General features: G+C 67.2%; 13 protein-coding genes, 1 tRNA gene and 1 pseudogene. 7 read left to right on the top strand and 8 right to left on the bottom strand.

Going from position 1 to position 14,237, the window contains the following annotated elements; translation table 11 throughout:
• Position 1: 1 nt before the first annotated feature.
• Positions 2-925, bottom strand: a complete 924-nt coding sequence (locus ACG04R_RS05635; protein ID WP_394407086.1) for a PfkB family carbohydrate kinase — start codon at positions 923-925, stop codon at positions 2-4.
• Positions 926-1,123: 198 nt separating this feature from the next.
• On the opposite strand from ACG04R_RS05635, the gene ACG04R_RS05630 reads away from it, so the two are divergent.
• The 3 genes from ACG04R_RS05630 to ACG04R_RS05620 all read left to right on the top strand — a co-directional run bounded on the left by ACG04R_RS05630 (position 1,124) and on the right by ACG04R_RS05620 (position 5,020).
• On the top strand, positions 1,124-2,179 hold the full coding sequence (locus ACG04R_RS05630; RefSeq protein ID WP_394407084.1) for a LacI family DNA-binding transcriptional regulator: 1,056 nt from the start codon (positions 1,124-1,126) through the stop codon (positions 2,177-2,179).
• A gap of 110 nt (positions 2,180-2,289) precedes the next feature.
• On the top strand, positions 2,290-3,768 hold the full coding sequence (locus ACG04R_RS05625) for an MFS transporter (RefSeq protein ID WP_394407082.1): 1,479 nt from the start codon (positions 2,290-2,292) through the stop codon (positions 3,766-3,768).
• A 34-nt stretch (positions 3,769-3,802) separates the two neighbouring features.
• Positions 3,803-5,020 carry a glycoside hydrolase family 27 protein gene (locus ACG04R_RS05620; RefSeq protein WP_394407080.1) on the top strand — a complete coding sequence of 406 codons (1,218 nt, stop codon included), beginning with the start codon at positions 3,803-3,805 and terminating at the stop codon, positions 5,018-5,020.
• A 3-nt stretch (positions 5,021-5,023) separates the two neighbouring features.
• On the opposite strand, the gene ACG04R_RS05615 is transcribed toward ACG04R_RS05620, so the two are convergent.
• On the bottom strand, positions 5,024-5,665 hold the full coding sequence (locus tag ACG04R_RS05615; RefSeq protein WP_394407079.1) for an NAD(P)-dependent oxidoreductase: 642 nt from the start codon (positions 5,663-5,665) through the stop codon (positions 5,024-5,026).
• Positions 5,666-5,764: 99 nt separating this feature from the next.
• Between ACG04R_RS05615 and ACG04R_RS05610 the strand changes: the two genes are divergently transcribed.
• Positions 5,765-6,640, top strand: coding sequence for a LysR family transcriptional regulator (locus ACG04R_RS05610; protein WP_394407078.1), 876 nt, complete (start codon positions 5,765-5,767; stop codon positions 6,638-6,640).
• Positions 6,637-7,239, top strand: a complete 603-nt coding sequence (locus tag ACG04R_RS05605; protein WP_394407077.1) for a DUF1294 domain-containing protein — start codon at positions 6,637-6,639, stop codon at positions 7,237-7,239. The genes ACG04R_RS05610 and ACG04R_RS05605 overlap by 4 nt, the downstream gene beginning before the upstream one ends.
• Here ACG04R_RS05605 and ACG04R_RS05600 read toward each other — a convergent pair.
• Positions 7,236-7,904 (bottom strand): 2-keto-4-pentenoate hydratase, encoded by a 669-nt coding sequence (locus ACG04R_RS05600; protein ID WP_394407076.1) that lies wholly within the window; start codon positions 7,902-7,904, stop codon positions 7,236-7,238. The two genes, ACG04R_RS05605 and ACG04R_RS05600, sit on opposite strands and share 4 nt — an antisense overlap.
• 593 nt (positions 7,905-8,497) lie before the next feature.
• Here ACG04R_RS05600 and ACG04R_RS05595 point away from each other — a divergent pair.
• Positions 8,498-10,480 carry an OPT family oligopeptide transporter gene (locus ACG04R_RS05595; RefSeq protein ID WP_394407074.1) on the top strand — a complete coding sequence of 661 codons (1,983 nt, stop codon included), beginning with the start codon at positions 8,498-8,500 and terminating at the stop codon, positions 10,478-10,480.
• Between the two features lie 16 nt (positions 10,481-10,496).
• A tRNA-Arg gene (locus ACG04R_RS05590) sits at positions 10,497-10,573 on the top strand.
• A 175-nt stretch (positions 10,574-10,748) separates the two neighbouring features.
• On the opposite strand, the gene ACG04R_RS05585 is transcribed toward ACG04R_RS05590, so the two are convergent.
• The 5 genes and pseudogenes from ACG04R_RS05585 to ACG04R_RS05565 all read right to left on the bottom strand — a co-directional run bounded on the left by ACG04R_RS05585 (position 10,749) and on the right by ACG04R_RS05565 (position 14,204).
• Entirely contained in the window at positions 10,749-11,030 is a 282-nt protein-coding gene (locus tag ACG04R_RS05585) for a hypothetical protein (RefSeq protein ID WP_394407073.1), read from the bottom strand.
• A gap of 324 nt (positions 11,031-11,354) precedes the next feature.
• A pseudogene (locus ACG04R_RS05580) lies at positions 11,355-11,570 on the bottom strand (transposase domain-containing protein); the annotation flags it as partial.
• A 261-nt stretch (positions 11,571-11,831) separates the two neighbouring features.
• Positions 11,832-12,395, bottom strand: coding sequence for a hypothetical protein (locus ACG04R_RS05575; RefSeq protein WP_394407072.1), 564 nt, complete (start codon positions 12,393-12,395; stop codon positions 11,832-11,834).
• Between the two features lie 253 nt (positions 12,396-12,648).
• On the bottom strand, positions 12,649-13,260 hold the full coding sequence (locus ACG04R_RS05570; protein ID WP_394407070.1) for an OmpA family protein: 612 nt from the start codon (positions 13,258-13,260) through the stop codon (positions 12,649-12,651).
• A gap of 254 nt (positions 13,261-13,514) precedes the next feature.
• Positions 13,515-14,204, bottom strand: a complete 690-nt coding sequence (locus ACG04R_RS05565; protein ID WP_394407069.1) for an NUDIX hydrolase — start codon at positions 14,202-14,204, stop codon at positions 13,515-13,517.
• Positions 14,205-14,237: the final 33 nt, after the last annotated feature.

Raw genomic sequence — 14,237 nt, 5'->3', positions numbered from 1 at the left:
GTCAAGGGGAGGGCGGCAGCGCCTGCAGGGCGTCGCGCCACGGGGTCAGGGCTTGCGCGTCGCCCGGCAGGGGCCCGCGCTGGCCGCAGATGAAGGAGGCGAACTGATTGGCCAGCGTCAGCGTGGCGGTCATGTCGCGGCCGAGGCTGTGGCCGGCCAGCAGCATGGCCGTGAAGGAATCACCGGCGCCGACGGTGTCGACGACATGGGCTTGCGGCACGCCCGGCCCGTCGGCCAGCAGCACGCCGCCTGGGCCGTAGAAGCGCCAGCCGTCGGCGCCCAGCGTCAGCACGACGCGCTGCAACGCGAAGCGCGCCATCAGCGACGCGATCTGCGCCGCTTCGTCGCCGGCGGCGTCGAACCAGACGGCCAGTCGCGCCAGTTCCTCGTCGTTGACCTTGACCCAGTCGGCCAGCATCAGCGACTCGGCGGCGAACAGCGCGTTGTCGGTGCCGGGGCGCAGGTTCAGGTCCAGGAAGCGCAGGCCGGTGAAGGTCTTGGCCAGTGCGCGGATGGCGGCGCGCGAGACGACGTGACGCTGGGCCAGGCTGCCAAAGTAAAGGACCGAGGCCCGGGCGCCGGCCAGCGCGGTGCGTGCTGCGGCGGCATCCAGGTGGTCCCAGGCGGCGTCGGCGTGGATCTCGAAGCTGTGGCCGCCGCCGGCCTTCTCGTGCACGCTGACGCGGCCGGTGGCGCGTGCGGCGTCGCGCTGCAGGCCCTGCTCGCCGAGGCCGTAGCGCCGAGCGCTGTCCAGCACGAGGCGGCCGTTGGCGTCGTCCGCGCCGATGCGGCTGATGAAGAGGGTGGGAGCGCCCAGTGTCGCCAGGGATCGCGCCACGTTGAAGGGCGCGCCGCCGGCCACCGGGCCGTCGTGGAATTCGTCCACCAGGGCTTCGCCCAGGACGACAAGGGAGCAGGGAGGCATCGGGAGCACTGAAGATGACTGAAATATTCTAGGCAACAATAAATGTTTAGTGAACAATCGGCAACGAGGGCGATCCCGCATCGCGCCGGCAAGCCGCGGGTGGTGGCAGAAGAGCAAGTGCTGTGCGGTGCCATCTTGGCGGCAATGCCACAATCGCGGCGCTTTTTGAGGCACTAAACAACAGCTGGAGTTCGGGCCATGGCCGACAAACGGGGGGTGACGATTCGGGAATTGGCCCAGGCGGCGGGGGTGTCCATCGGCACCGTCTCGCGTGCGCTGAAGGGGCAGCCCGGTCTGTCGGAGCAGACGCGAACCCAGGTGCTCGAAGTCGCACAGCAGCTCGGCTATGACACGGCCAAGCTGCGCACCGGCAAGCCGCGTCGCATGCTGTTCCTGTACAGCCGCCACATGGGCTCGCTGGCCAACAACCCGTTCTATTCCTATGTGCTGCACGGCGCCGAGACGGTCTGCCGCGAAGCCGGCGTGCCGCTGAGCCTGCTGTCGGTGCAGTCCGGCGAGGACATCGCCGGCCAGGTGCGCCGCCACGAGGCGGACGCGCTGCTCGGCGCCGGCTACTTCGACCCCGAGGCCATGGATGCCGTGCGCCGCTGCGAACTGCCGCTGGTACTGGTGGACCACTTCTTCCCCGGCGTGCGCTGCATCAACGACGACAACCAGCTGGGCGCCTGGCTGGCGACGAAGCATCTGCTGGAGGGCAATTCCCAGCGCATCGCCGCCATCTTCGGGCCTTTGGCGCACTACTCGACATCGCTGCGCGCCAAGGGATTCCGCCGCGCGCTGTTCGAGGCCGGCCGCCTGTTCGACCCCGACTACGAGGTCACGCTGGACCCGGCGCTGGAATACCGCGATGCCGGCCGCGACGCGATGCGCCGCCTGCTGGAGCTGCCGCAGCCGCCGGATGCCGTGTTTGCCTACAACGACTCGACGGCGATGTTCGGCATGGAGCTGTGCCAGGAGCGCGGCCTGCGCGTGCCGGAGGACATCCGCTTCGTCGGCTATGACGACATCGAGGAGGCCTCGCACTGCAAGCCACCGCTGTCCACCGTGAAGATGGACAAGGAGGCGCTGGGCAACATGGCCGCGCGCGCGCTCATCGACGGCGACGTGGAGCCCAGCGAGGCGTCGCTGCCGGTCGAGCTGGTGGTGCGCGAGAGCTCACGCGTCGCCCCGCCGCCGGCCGATGCGGCGCCGGCGCGCAGGACGAAACGCCAGGCAGTCACCGCCGAACGCTGAACACTGGAACCGATTCCTAGGGTCTAACCCGCCTTTCATTCGTCCGAACATCGAACAAAAATCTCTCTGTTTACTAAAAATGCGTCGCCCTAGGCGACCAAGGAGACAGAGTGATTGCCGACAGCGATGGGGTCGCCGCACCCCTGACGCCGCGCCCGGGGGCTCCCGGGGTTGCGTCGACCTCGACGGCCGCGGCCGACCGCGTACCCGCCTCGCAGAAGATCGGCTTCGGCCTCGGGTCTTTCCTGGACATGTGGGGCCACTGGCTCTACCAGTCGCTGGCCTTCCACGTCTTCAACGTGTTCCTGGGTGTCGCGCCGGGGCTGATCTCGACGGCGCTGGGCCTGAAGATCGCCGTCGACGCCGTGTCGGACGCGCTGTTCGGCTGGATCTCCGACAACGCCCGCACGCGCTGGGGGCGCCGCCGGCCCTTCATCCTCGTGGGCGGCATCCTGGCCGGCATCGGCCTGCCACTGATGTTCGCCGTCGGCCGGGGCTGGAGCGACACCGAATACTTCGTCTTCATGGTCGTGTCGACCTGCCTCTACGTGCCGGCGATGAGCTGCTTCATCATGCCGTGGAACAGCCTGGGCGCCGAGATGACACCGGACTACCACGAGCGCACGCGTGTGATGTCATGGAAGAACGCGATCCAGAAGATCCCCGAGCTGGCGATGTTCGTCGCAGCGCAGTTCACGACGCTGGCGATCTTCAACGACGCATCCGGCAAGCCCGACATCCTGAAGGGCGCGCAGGTCTACACCAGCATCCTGGGCGGCATCATGGTCGTCGTGTCGGTGCTGATCTTCTCGCTGACGCGTGAGCGCTACTACGAGAACGTCGTCGCCAAGAGCAAGCAGCGCGTGCCGTTCAAGGACACGCTCTACCGCACGCTGAAGAACCGACCCTTCCGCCAGATGCTGGGCACCATGCTCGCCTACAACATGGCCACGTCCATGGTGGGCCTGCTGGGCTACTACGCGACGGTCTACTACGTCTGCGGCGGCAACGTCGTCGAGGCCACCAAGTGGAACTCGATGATGGGCGTGGCGGGCCTCGTCTGCGGCCTCATCGGCATCACGTTCGCCGGCTGGGTGGCGCGCCACCACGGCAAGCGCAATGCGCTGATGACCGTGATCACGCTCGGCATCTGCGCCTTCATCGGCGACTGGTTCTTCTACAACCCGCAACTGCCCTGGTTGCAGCTGTTTGCCAGCGGCGGCGTGGCCTTCATCGGCGCGGGCTTCTGGACGATCTACGGCTCGTCGATGGCCGATGTCATCGACCACGACGAACTCGAGAGCGGCCAGCGCCGCGAGGGTTCGTTCGCGGCCTGCGGCTCGTGGATCTCGAAGGTCGGTCTCGCCCTGGGCAACATGACCTCGGGCTGGGTGCTGCAGTTCACCGGCTTCGACGCCAAGCTGCCCGTGCAGGGCGAGGACGCGATCTTCCTGATCCGCGTCTGCCTGTCCGGCATCCCCATCGTGGGCCTGTGCGTCGCGCTGTACATCGTTTCGCGCTACTTCCTGACCGAGAAGCGCATGCACGAGATCCGCGCCGAGCTGGAAGCCCGCCGCGGCACCGTCTGATCGTCTCTTCTCCATCCCCCCAACGGAGTCCCTCATGACCTCAACCTGGCTGCGCCGCGTGCTGCTGGCCGTGTTCACCTGCCTCGTCGCCGCGGGCGCGCAGGCCCAGACCGGCCACGAGACGCTCAAGCTCGACACCCCCAAGCCCAGCCTCGCGCCCACGCCGCCGATGGGCTGGAACTCGTGGAACAAGTTCGCCTGCAACGTCAGCGAGCAGCTGATCCGCCAGCAAGCCGACGCGATGGCCGCCTCCGGCATGAAGGACGCCGGCTACCAGTACATCGTCATCGACGACTGCTGGCAGAAGAGCCGCGATGCCGACGGCAACATCCAGGCCGACCCGGAGCGCTTTCCCAGCGGCATCAAGGCGCTGGCCGATTACGTGCATGCCAAGGGCCTGAAGTTCGGCCTCTACTCCGACGCCGGCTCGGCGACGTGTGGCGGCCGCCCGGGCAGCGCCGGCCATGAGTTCCAGGACGCACGCCAGTACGCCAAGTGGGGCGTGGACTATCTCAAGTACGACTGGTGCTACACCGGCCAGCGCAACGCCGAGGCCGCGTACACCATCATGGCCAAGGCGCTGCGCGAATCGGGGCGAGACATCCTGCTGTCGATGTGCGAGTGGGGCAACAGCCACCCGGGCCGCTGGGCCCAGCCTGTGGGTCACATGTGGCGCACGACGGGCGACATCTGGGATGGGTGGAAGGGCAAGAAGGAGTGGTCGCACGGCCTGCTCGACATCATCGACATGAACGCCGAGCTGTGGGCCGACGCCGGCCCCAACGCCTGGAACGACCCCGACATGCTGGAGGTGGGCAACGGCGGCATGACGACGACCGAGTACGAGAGCCACTTCTCCATCTGGGCCATGCTGGCCGCGCCGCTGGTCGCCGGCAACGACATGAGCAGGATGGACGCCGACACCCGGCGCATCCTGACCAACGCCGAGGTCATCAAGGTCGACCAGGACCCGCTGGGCCGCCAGGGCCGCCGCGTCTGGCGCGAGGGCGATCAGGAGATCTGGGTGCGCACGTTGCAGGGCGGCGACCGCGCCGTCGTGCTGTTCAACCGCGGCGAGAAGCCGGCAGACATGACCGTGGCCTGGGAGCAGATCGATCTGCCTTCCAAGCTCAAGGCCAACGTGCACGACCTGTGGTCGGGCAAGAAGACGGCCGGCGTCACCGGCCGCCATGGCGGCACGGTGGCCAGCCATGGGGTGCTGATGTTCCGGATCTCTCCGGCCGTCCAGTAAGACTCAGTAGCCGAGGGTGAAGCGACCGCGGCGGTGCTGCGGCGCTTCCAGCTCGTTGACGATGGCCACGGCCAGGTCTTCGACGCTGATGTTGCTCTCGCCCTTGGCGTCGAACACCGGCTCCTCGCCGCCGAGTCGGAACTGAGCCGTGCGCGCGCCCGGCGCCAGGTGCATGGCGGGCGACACGAAGGTCCAGTCCAGCGTGGTCTTGTCGGCGCGCAGGCGCGTCAGCACCTCGCGGGCCGCCAGCGCACCTTGCTTCCACTCGGCCGGGAAGGCGGGCGAGTCCACCAGTTGCTGGCCCGGGGCGATGAACAGGCTGCCCGCGCCGCCGACGACGATGAGCCGCACGCCGGCCTCGCGCGCCGCGCTGGCGATGGCGTCGCTGCCGCGCAGGAAGTCGTCGTGCAGGTTGGGGTTGCCCCAGCCGGCGTTGAAGGCGCTGACGACGGCGTCCACGCCGGCCAACGAGGCCGCGAGGTTGTCGCCGGCCAGCACGTCCACGGCACGTGCCTCCAGCCCGGCGCGGGCGGCCAGCTTGGCCGTGTCGCGCTGCAGCGCGCGCACGGTGTGGCCGCGGCTCAGCAGTTCTTCCAGCAGGGCCTTGCCGACAAAGCCGGTGGCACCGATCAGGGCGATGTTCATGGCGCTCTCCATCATTCAGGTTGCAATGGCGCTATTGTTCTTGCTTCACAATCAATTGATAAGTCGGCATTGATTGCCGGAACTGTTTAGAAAAACTTCATGCTCGACCAGCTCAAACGGATGGCCGTCCTGGCCGCCGTCGTGCGCCACGGCAGCTTTGCCGCCGCCGCGCGCCAACTGCGTACCAGCACCTCGGCCGTCAGCCAGCAGGTGAGGGCGCTGGAAAAGGACATGGGCGTCACGCTGCTGCACCGCTCCACGCGCAAACTCAGCCTGACACCGGCCGGCGAGCGATTCCACGCCGGCTGTGCGGCGATGGTGGCCGCTGCCGAGCAGGCCCAGGCCCAGCTCCAGTCGCTGCGCGATGCGCCAGAGGGCGAGCTGCGCATCGCGATGACGGTCGGCTTCGGCCGCCGCATCGGTCCGGCCCTGGCGCCGCTGCTCGCGGCCCACCCGGGCCTGCGGCTGCACCTGCAGGTCGAGGACGGCTTCACCGACCTCGTTGCCCACCGCATCGACCTTGCCATCCGCTTCGGTCGCCTGCCGGACAGTGCCTGGGTCGCGCAGCCGCTCGGCACGCTGCACACCAGCCTGTACGCCGCGCCGGCCTACCTCGCCCAACGTGGCGTGCCGGCCACGCGCGAGGCGCTAGAGGCCGCCGACTGGCTGGTGCTGCAGGACGGCACCGACCAGCCGCGCCGCCTGCCCGGCAGCGCGCTGACCGTGCAGCCGCGCTACACCAGCAACAACCAGCTGACGTTGCAGCAGCTGTGCGAGGCCGGTCTGGGCCTGGCGGCGCTGGGCGACGAGGACGTCGCCGAAGCCGTCGCCACCGGCCGGCTGCTGCGGGTGGACAGCGAACTCGCGCTGCCGGACCTGCCCGTCTGGGCCTTGACGCCGCAGCGCGACGCGCAGCCGGCCAAGGTCCGCCACGCCATCGCGGCGCTGAAGTCCCATCTGGAGGACGCGCGATGAAGGGCGTGCTGACCCAGTGGGACGACGCCAAGGGCTACGGCTTCATTACGCCCGATGGTGGAGGCGCGAAATGCTTCGTCCACATCAAGGCCTTCGGGCCGCGTCCGCAGCGCCCCTTCGTCGGCGAGCGGCTGAGCTATCGGGAAGGGCTGGACGCGCAGGGCAAGAAGCGCGCGCAGGACGTGCGCAGCCTGGAGCCGCGGGCCATGCCGCCCATCCCCAAGGCCCGCGACCGCGGGCGCGTGCTGCTGCTGGTGCCGGCCTTTGCCGCCTTCGTGCTGGCCTGCCACCTGCTGTGGGGTGTGCCGAACGCGGCCTGGGGCGCGTACTCAGCCATGAGTATGGCCACCTTCATCACCTACGCGCTGGACAAGCGCGCCGCGCTGCGCGGCGGCTGGCGCGTGGCCGAGAACACGCTGCACACGCTGGCCTTGCTGTGCGGCTGGCCCGGTGCGCTGCTGGCGCAGGAGACGCTGCGCCACAAGAGCGCGAAGCCGGCTTTCCGGCGCGTGTTCTGGCTGACCGTGGTGCTGAACGTGCTGGGCTTTGCGCTGCTGTTCACGCCGCTGCGCGAGTGGGCGACGCAGCGACCGATCTAGAAAGCGAACTCGCCCAGGCCTTCGATGCTCAACGAGCCGTGGGCCGGGCCGGTGTGGGGATGCAGTCCGCCCCAGGCCCCCGTCGTCACGACGGCGCTGGCCGGCAGCGGTCGGCCGTTGCGCGTCGCATGCGCCCGCCACGCGGGCAGCACGCCGGCCGGGTTCGCCAGCGAATGGCCGCCGCGGCGCACGATGGTCTCCTGGCCGGGCAGTGCGAGACGCCATTCGAGATTCGCCCAGTCCAGCGCGCGGTAGGGCTGCCACTCGCCCAGCAGCAAGCCGGCGTTGGACTGGTGATCGGCCATGCGCAGTAGCGCCGGGGCGTCCAGGCCTTCCGCCCAGCGCGAGGCCACCAGCTCGACGGCGATGCACATCGCCTCGGGCGCGCCATCCGAGCCGACGCGCAGCGCCACCTCGGCCTCCACCCCCAGTAGCGCCGCGCCGGCGAGCGGGTTCACCGGCGAGTGACTGAACGGGCCCTGTGCGCCGGCACCGCCGGACTTCCAGCGGGCCAGTGGCCAGCCCAGCGCGGCGGCCACGCCGTCCTGCACAGCGTAGGCATCGGCCTCGTCGCGAACGGCACCGGCCCAGTCGGAGGCGTGCAGGTGGGTGCCGTCGCGGTGGGCGGCGGCGAGGGCTTGGATCAGGTCGTGGGCAGAGGGCATGGGCGGCTCGGAAATGGAGCGCCAGTGTCGGCGATGGCGCTTCGGTGGGCGCTCAACCATGTGATCACGAGGGCAGGGCGATCAACTTTCGCGACCGGATGGCGCCTCTTCTTGGGCAACTTCACACCCCACGCGGGCGGCAGATTTCGCAGCTCCGTTACATCCCACCGAGCGCCTTTCGGATGAAGTGTCGCCATTTCTGCTGCCTCCTACCTTCAGGTAGGAAGTTCGAATCCTCGCGAATATGGAGACAACCAGAGGTCGGGCTGTAGCGGGTAGAGGTTGGATGGTCTGTGGCGATGGTTTTTGTAAGTCATTAATTTATCAATGAAATCTCAGATTCCAAGAAGTTCCGGAAAGTCTCGTAAAATTCGCGCTGCTCTAACTTGGAGCAAGAGTCGCGAGTTCGAATCTCGCCGCCCCGATCAAACCTTTCCATGAACCCGCCGCCGGCTTGGTGCCGCCGGCGGGTTTGTCTTTTTGAAGGCCCTGCATCCAGGGGCTTCCCCCAAAGTCCGACCGGGCGGTCGGCCGGGACAATCCCCGCACTCGTTGCAACCCCTGGCATGGCCACAAGCCGTGCCTGAGAACCCATGGCTCTTCCCTACCTGACCGACGAACAGATCGCCACCTGGACCCGCGCCCAAAAGGACGAGTGGTGGTTCAAGAACGTGTTCCGCGGCGACATGGCCCAGCTGACGCTGCGTTCGGGCCTGACCGGCTTCCTGCTCGGCGGCGTGTTGTCGTCCACCGGCCTGTACATCGGCGCCAAGACCGGCATTTCGCTGGGCGTCGGCCTCACGTCGGTGATCCTTGCCTTTGCGCTGTTCCGCGCGCTGCATGCTGCCGGCATGGCGCAGGACTACACCATCCTCGAAAACAACTGCACACAGTCCATCGCCACGGCGTCGGGCTACGTGACCACGTCACTGATCTCCAGCCTGCCGGCCTACATGCTGGTCACCGGCCATGTGCCGCAGTGGTGGCAGATCGTGATCTGGATGTTCCTGGTGTCGCTGGTGGGCGTCCTGCTGGCCTTCCCCCTGAAGCGCCGTTTCATCAACGAAGACCAGGCGCCATTCCCCGAAGGCCGTGCCTGCGGCGTCGTGCTGGATTCGCTGTACCACGGCAAGGGCAACGAAGGCGTCTTCAAGGCCAAGCTGCTGGCCTGGGTGGGCGTCGGCGCTGCCGTCCTGCAAGGCATCTGCGGCGAAGGCTGGATGAAGCTGATCCAGTTCAAGCTGCTGGCCATGGACAAGTGGGCCGGCATGAAGGAGCCCTGGTATCTGCACGACCGCATCGACGACTACTACTACGCGTGGGCCGTCAAGGCGCACGGCTTCATCCCCAGCATCCTGGGCACGGACTTCCGCACGCTGGGCCTGCGCCTGGTCGTTGATGCCGCGTTGATCGGCACGGGCGGCCTGATGGGCATCGCCGTCGCGGCCAGCTGCTTCCTGGGTGCCTTCATCAACTTCTTCGTGCTGGCGCCGATGATGATCCAACTGGGCGACATCGCCCCGCGCGTGGGCCCGAGCGGCGCGCTGATCCCGCTGAACCGCGTCGAGATCGTCAACCAGTGGTCGCTGTGGTGGGGCGTGACGATGATGGTCGTCGGCGCGCTGGTGTCGCTGCTGGCCAAGCCGGAGATCTTCACGAGTGCCTTCAAGCGCAAGGCTGCCAAGGCCAAGACCGAGCCCCAGAGCGACCTGCTGAAGGACATCGAAGTGCCGCTGTGGGTATCGTGGATCGGCGTGCCCATTGCCAGCCTGCTGTGCTGCTACGCCACGCATGTCTTCTTCGGTGTGCCGCTGTGGCTCGCGATCCTGTCGCTGCCGCTGATCTTCGTGCTGACGGTGATCTGCACCAACTCGATGGCGCTGACGTCGTGGACGCCGACCGGCTCGCTGGCCAAGATCACGCAGTTCACGATGGGCGCGCTGGACCGCAGCAACCCCGGCTCCAACCTGCTGCCCGCCGGCATGACGGCGGAGATGGCGTCCAACGCGGCCAACCTGCTGTCGGACATCAAGCCCGGCTACATGCTGGGCGGCAAGCCGCGCCACCAGGCCATCGGCCACGTCATCGGCAACCTGGCCGGCGTGCTCGTCTGCGTGCCGCTGTTCTTCCTGCTGTTCATCAAGCCGGACGCCAGCGGCGCCTCCAGCGCGGCGGGCATGGTGTCCGACCAGTTCGGCTTCCCGGCCGCGCTGCAGTGGAAGGGCGTGGCCGACATCATCGCCAGGGGGCTGAAGAGCCTGCCGATGTCGGCGCTGATCTCGATGGCCGTCGCGGCCGTGGCGGCCATCGCCATCGAGCTGGCACGTATTGCCACCAAGGGGCGCTCGGGCCTGTCGGCCGTGGCCATCGGCCTGGGCGTCACGCTGCCGCCTCAGGCCACCTTCATGATGTTCGTCGGTGCGTTGCTGTTCTGGTACCAGGGCCGCAAGCACAAGGCGCCCGGCACCCAGGGCCATCGCATCTGGGTCGAAGGCATGGAACCCATTTGTGCGGGCTTGATCTCCGGCGCGGCGCTGATGGGCATCGGCGACGCGATCATCAACGTGTTGATCTGATAATCACGGGTTCTGTCTGTCCGTAGCTCAACTGGATAGAGCAGCTGCCTTCTAAGCAGCAGGTCGGGGGTTCGAGTCCCTCCGGACAGGCCAAATTGAAGAACTCGACCCGGAGAGCCAGGCCTGGTACGGCGGCGAGGTGTTCGTTCAGCGTATGCGTGACCGACTTTGACGCATGGTGGCCCCGGCCAAGGGCTTGTCCCAGCGTGTGGCCGAAGGCTCTGAAACGTCATAGGAAAAGGGCTAAGAACATGCACCGCGGCGTAAGTCAGCGGGCATGCATCCGTTTCGCGCGCCGCAGCGCCTTGCGAACGGTCCGTTTGCTGCCCCCTGCGCCGACATAACGCCCCTGCCAGATGCCGGCGGAGATCTTGCCGCCGATAAGACCCACCCACCCCTGCGGCGTGAGCTCGTAGCGTCGTTCAATCGTGTGCATTTCGGTCTCGCGATGCGCCTGGAACTCAGGCTGTCGCACATCATGCGCGAGCCAGGATTCGTTACGGAAACCGCAGTTGGCCACCAGCGCCGCCGGCGCACAGCGGCACGACATGGTCGACGACGTAGCCCGGGCGTCCATGTACGTCCGGCCAACTCGCCGAGCACTGCGACTGCGTCCAAGATGGCCTCGGCAGTGAGGCGCCCTCCTTGCTACTGACGGTGCGTTTGCGCAGCGCATTTGGCAACGCCAAGGACGACGACCACGCATATCACGACCCCTAGCAGCCCACCTTTCAGCAGCGGCAACCAGCCAGATTCATAGGAAGACTTCGCCTACAGCACCGCTCCAACGAGCGCCGCCAAGGTTGTCCATACTGACGCGCGCAATACAAGTGGCGGTTTCATTGCTAACTCCAACGCAAGCCGTGAGCGGACTCTACGTCGCCACTGAAGTCCAGCGGTGTGGCAGCAACTCGCTGATCTTGCTGGCCGATTGAGTCGGCAGCCGATCCAGCACATCGCGAAGGTAGGCGTAGGGATCAAGCCCGTTGAGTTTGGCCGAGTGGATCAGGCGCATCACGGTCGAGGCCCGTTCGCCCGTGCGCAAGCTGCCGGCGAAGAGTCAGTTCTGCCGCCCGAGCGCGATGGGCCGGTTCCGCCAACTGCCTGCAGCGCCTTGAGCTGAGCAGCGTGCACTGCAGAGAAGCGATTCTGGGGAAACAAATGGGGTAACGAACGCAGTCGATCACGGTGGATCGTCAGTATCTATGCGGCCTAGCAGCCGATGTTCGAACTCCTCCGGAGGCAAGGTTAGTCATTGCTTGGTGGGGCAAGCTTGGCTGAAGCCTGATGGCATCTCGCGCCACGGCGCGAATGACAACGGGACCCAATGGTCCCGTTGCAGTGTGGGCAGTCAGTCCCTCAAACGCCTGCACTCCCACATCGCCCACACGGCCGCAGCGCACACGCACAGCGAGCGGAGCAGGTGTGCCAGCTGCAGTTGTTGGAAGGCTGCATCGGTGAAGCCGTGATCGTGCATGTCGTCTTGCGCGCCGGCGGCCCAGGGCGTGCATGCCACCGACAGCAGCCACAGCGTGGCCATGCCCCACAACGCGCGGCGTGAGACGCCCCTGGGCGAGCTCCACAGAGACAGTGCGGCGGCCAGTGCGCCGGCGCCGTAAGGCAGCACCACGATGGGTAGCCGGGTGGTGTAGCCGCGGGCAAAGGCCAGGAACGCGACGTCGCTTACGGCAGCCATGTCTACGTGGATGCGGTAGACGTTGAAGTAAAGCAGCCAGCACACACCGAAGTTGATCCAGGCCAGCGCAAGGTGCACCGTCTGTAGGCCGTCGGCCGCGCCGCCTTTGATAAGTGAGGGCAGCGGCCTTCGCATCACGGCCACTGTGCCCAGTGCGCCCGCATAGAACAGCACCGCCGAGCCGAGCATGGCCAGGAAAAAGATGAAGTAGACCGGCATCGCGAGGCTCCCTGTGAGGCCTTGCAGGGCTTCACAGCCGCAGCGCGGCGGATGGTACCCGTCGTGCCGGTTGTCCACGGTCGCTCTGCGTCCCTAACTGAGGTGAAGCTTCCGTGAATCTCGTGGCCCATGCCGGCCAACTGCCTCTCGGGGCGCCTGGGTCAATCAACGATCCAGGCGCCTTTCCCATTTCAGGTTCGCGCACGAGGACACCGACCTGGGCCTCGGCGCACGCCAGTCCGCAGCCGTTGGCTCAGCGCATCACGATCAGCTGAACTCGCCGGTTCGTGCTGCGACCTTCGCGAGTCTTGTTGTCGGCCAGCGGCGCAGAGTCACCGTAGCTGATCGTTGCCATGCGCGCCAGCGGCAGGCCGGCGCGGGACAGGTGCAGGCGCACGGCTTCGGCTCGCTTGAGGCCCAGTTGCTGGTTGATCGCCTGGCTGCCGGTCGAGTCGGTGTGGCCCTGGATCTCGATGAACACCGGCTGGTTGTCGGTCTTGAGCTTGGCGACGAGCTGATCGAGCTCCTGGCCGGCCTGCTCGGTGAGTTCGGCATGGCCTGACTTGAATTTGATCTTGTCATCGCTCAGCAGGACGCTCATCAGCAGCCCGGGCGGCGCGGGCAGGTTCTTGGCGGCCTGGGCTCGCGCCGCAGCCTCCTGCTCCAGGGCTTGGATACGTGCCTCGCTGCCCTGCAGCCGCCCGCCCAGTGCCTTGAGGCCGTCGTCATGTGCCTGCACGCGGGTGCCGAGGCCGTCCACGCTGGTCTGCACCGGTGCGACGGTCTCCTTGACGAAATCCTGGGTGGCGCAAGCGCTCAGCAGCAGGACGCTGCTGGCGAGGATCAGGGGCGAAATTTTCAGCATCGTTGGTCTCGTGAAGAAAGAAACGGCGCGACTCTAGGCAGCCGCCCCACGGACAAACGTACCGAGCTGTGAGCAATCCGCACCTCGTTAACCGGGCTCAACAAAGCCTTACCGGTTTTTCGCGATGGCGCTTATGCCGCAGGCAAGGGGTATTGGTTGCTGTGTGGGCAGCCTTCGGGGAACGAGCCGGGCTGCGGTGGGCCCGATCGCCAGCATCCATGCGTGCTGACTGGCCGGGTTCGGCACCCGCCGGATCAGGCGTTCAAGCCTCGCCCGACCACCCTCAGCGTCTGCCGGAATTCATCCTTCAGCCGGTACAACTGGGCCGGCCGATGTGCTCCCTCGGCACGCTTGGCGCCCGGCACGGCCTCGAGGATGGCCAGTTCGTCCATCTTGCGGCGGAAGCTCACCGGGTTGATGGCCTCGCCCAGCAGTGCCTCGTAGATGGCGTGCAGTTGCGGCAGCGTGAACGGCTCGGGGCACAGGTGCACCGGCAGCGACGAGTACTGACTCTTGTTGCGCACGCGCTCGACCGCGGTGGCGACGATGCGACCGTGGTCGAACGGCAGCTGGGGCAGGCGGTCTACCGGCAGCCACAACTGGCCGGGCTGGGTGGATTCCGGCGCCGGCACCAGCGCGAAGTAGGCGACCGACACGCTCCAGCCGCGTGGGTCGCGGGCCGGGCCGCTGAAGCTGGCCAGCTGCTCCAGGTACGGGCTTTGCAAGCCGGCCTTCTGCAACAGTACGCGCTGGGCGGCGTCCTCGCAGCCCTGGTCTTCGTCGGCGTGGACGTAGCCGCCCGGCAGCGCGAGCGCGCCGCCGAAGGGCTCCCGGTCGCGCTTGAGCAGCAGCACCTGCAACTGGGCATCGCGCAGCGTCAGCAGCACGACGTCCACGGTGCAGATCAACCGCGTGTCGGACGTGGAGTTCGTTGAGTCGTTCACCGAAGAGAGGATAAGCGGTCATTCGCACTTGTG

The sequence above is a fragment of the Pelomonas candidula genome (assembly GCF_043555985.1).
GTDB lineage: Bacteria > Pseudomonadota > Gammaproteobacteria > Burkholderiales > Burkholderiaceae_C > Pelomonas > Pelomonas candidula.
This window is presented reverse-complemented; position numbering and strand designations above follow the sequence as displayed.

Coding starts and splice junctions, on each gene's coding strand:
- ACG04R_RS05635 (WP_394407086.1), bottom strand. CDS start 925: ATGCCTCCCTGCTCCCTTGTCGTCCTGGGCGAAGCCCTGGTGGACGAA.
- ACG04R_RS05630 (WP_394407084.1), top strand. CDS start 1,124: ATGGCCGACAAACGGGGGGTGACGATTCGGGAATTGGCCCAGGCGGCG.
- ACG04R_RS05620 (WP_394407080.1), top strand. CDS start 3,803: ATGACCTCAACCTGGCTGCGCCGCGTGCTGCTGGCCGTGTTCACCTGC.
- ACG04R_RS05615 (WP_394407079.1), bottom strand. CDS start 5,665: ATGAACATCGCCCTGATCGGTGCCACCGGCTTTGTCGGCAAGGCCCTG.
- ACG04R_RS05610 (WP_394407078.1), top strand. CDS start 5,765: ATGCTCGACCAGCTCAAACGGATGGCCGTCCTGGCCGCCGTCGTGCGC.
- ACG04R_RS05605 (WP_394407077.1), top strand. CDS start 6,637: ATGAAGGGCGTGCTGACCCAGTGGGACGACGCCAAGGGCTACGGCTTC.
- ACG04R_RS05600 (WP_394407076.1), bottom strand. CDS start 7,904: ATGCCCTCTGCCCACGACCTGATCCAAGCCCTCGCCGCCGCCCACCGC.
- ACG04R_RS05595 (WP_394407074.1), top strand. CDS start 8,498: ATGGCTCTTCCCTACCTGACCGACGAACAGATCGCCACCTGGACCCGC.
- ACG04R_RS05585 (WP_394407073.1), bottom strand. CDS start 11,030: ATGTCGTGCCGCTGTGCGCCGGCGGCGCTGGTGGCCAACTGCGGTTTC.
- ACG04R_RS05575 (WP_394407072.1), bottom strand. CDS start 12,395: ATGCCGGTCTACTTCATCTTTTTCCTGGCCATGCTCGGCTCGGCGGTG.
- ACG04R_RS05570 (WP_394407070.1), bottom strand. CDS start 13,260: ATGCTGAAAATTTCGCCCCTGATCCTCGCCAGCAGCGTCCTGCTGCTG.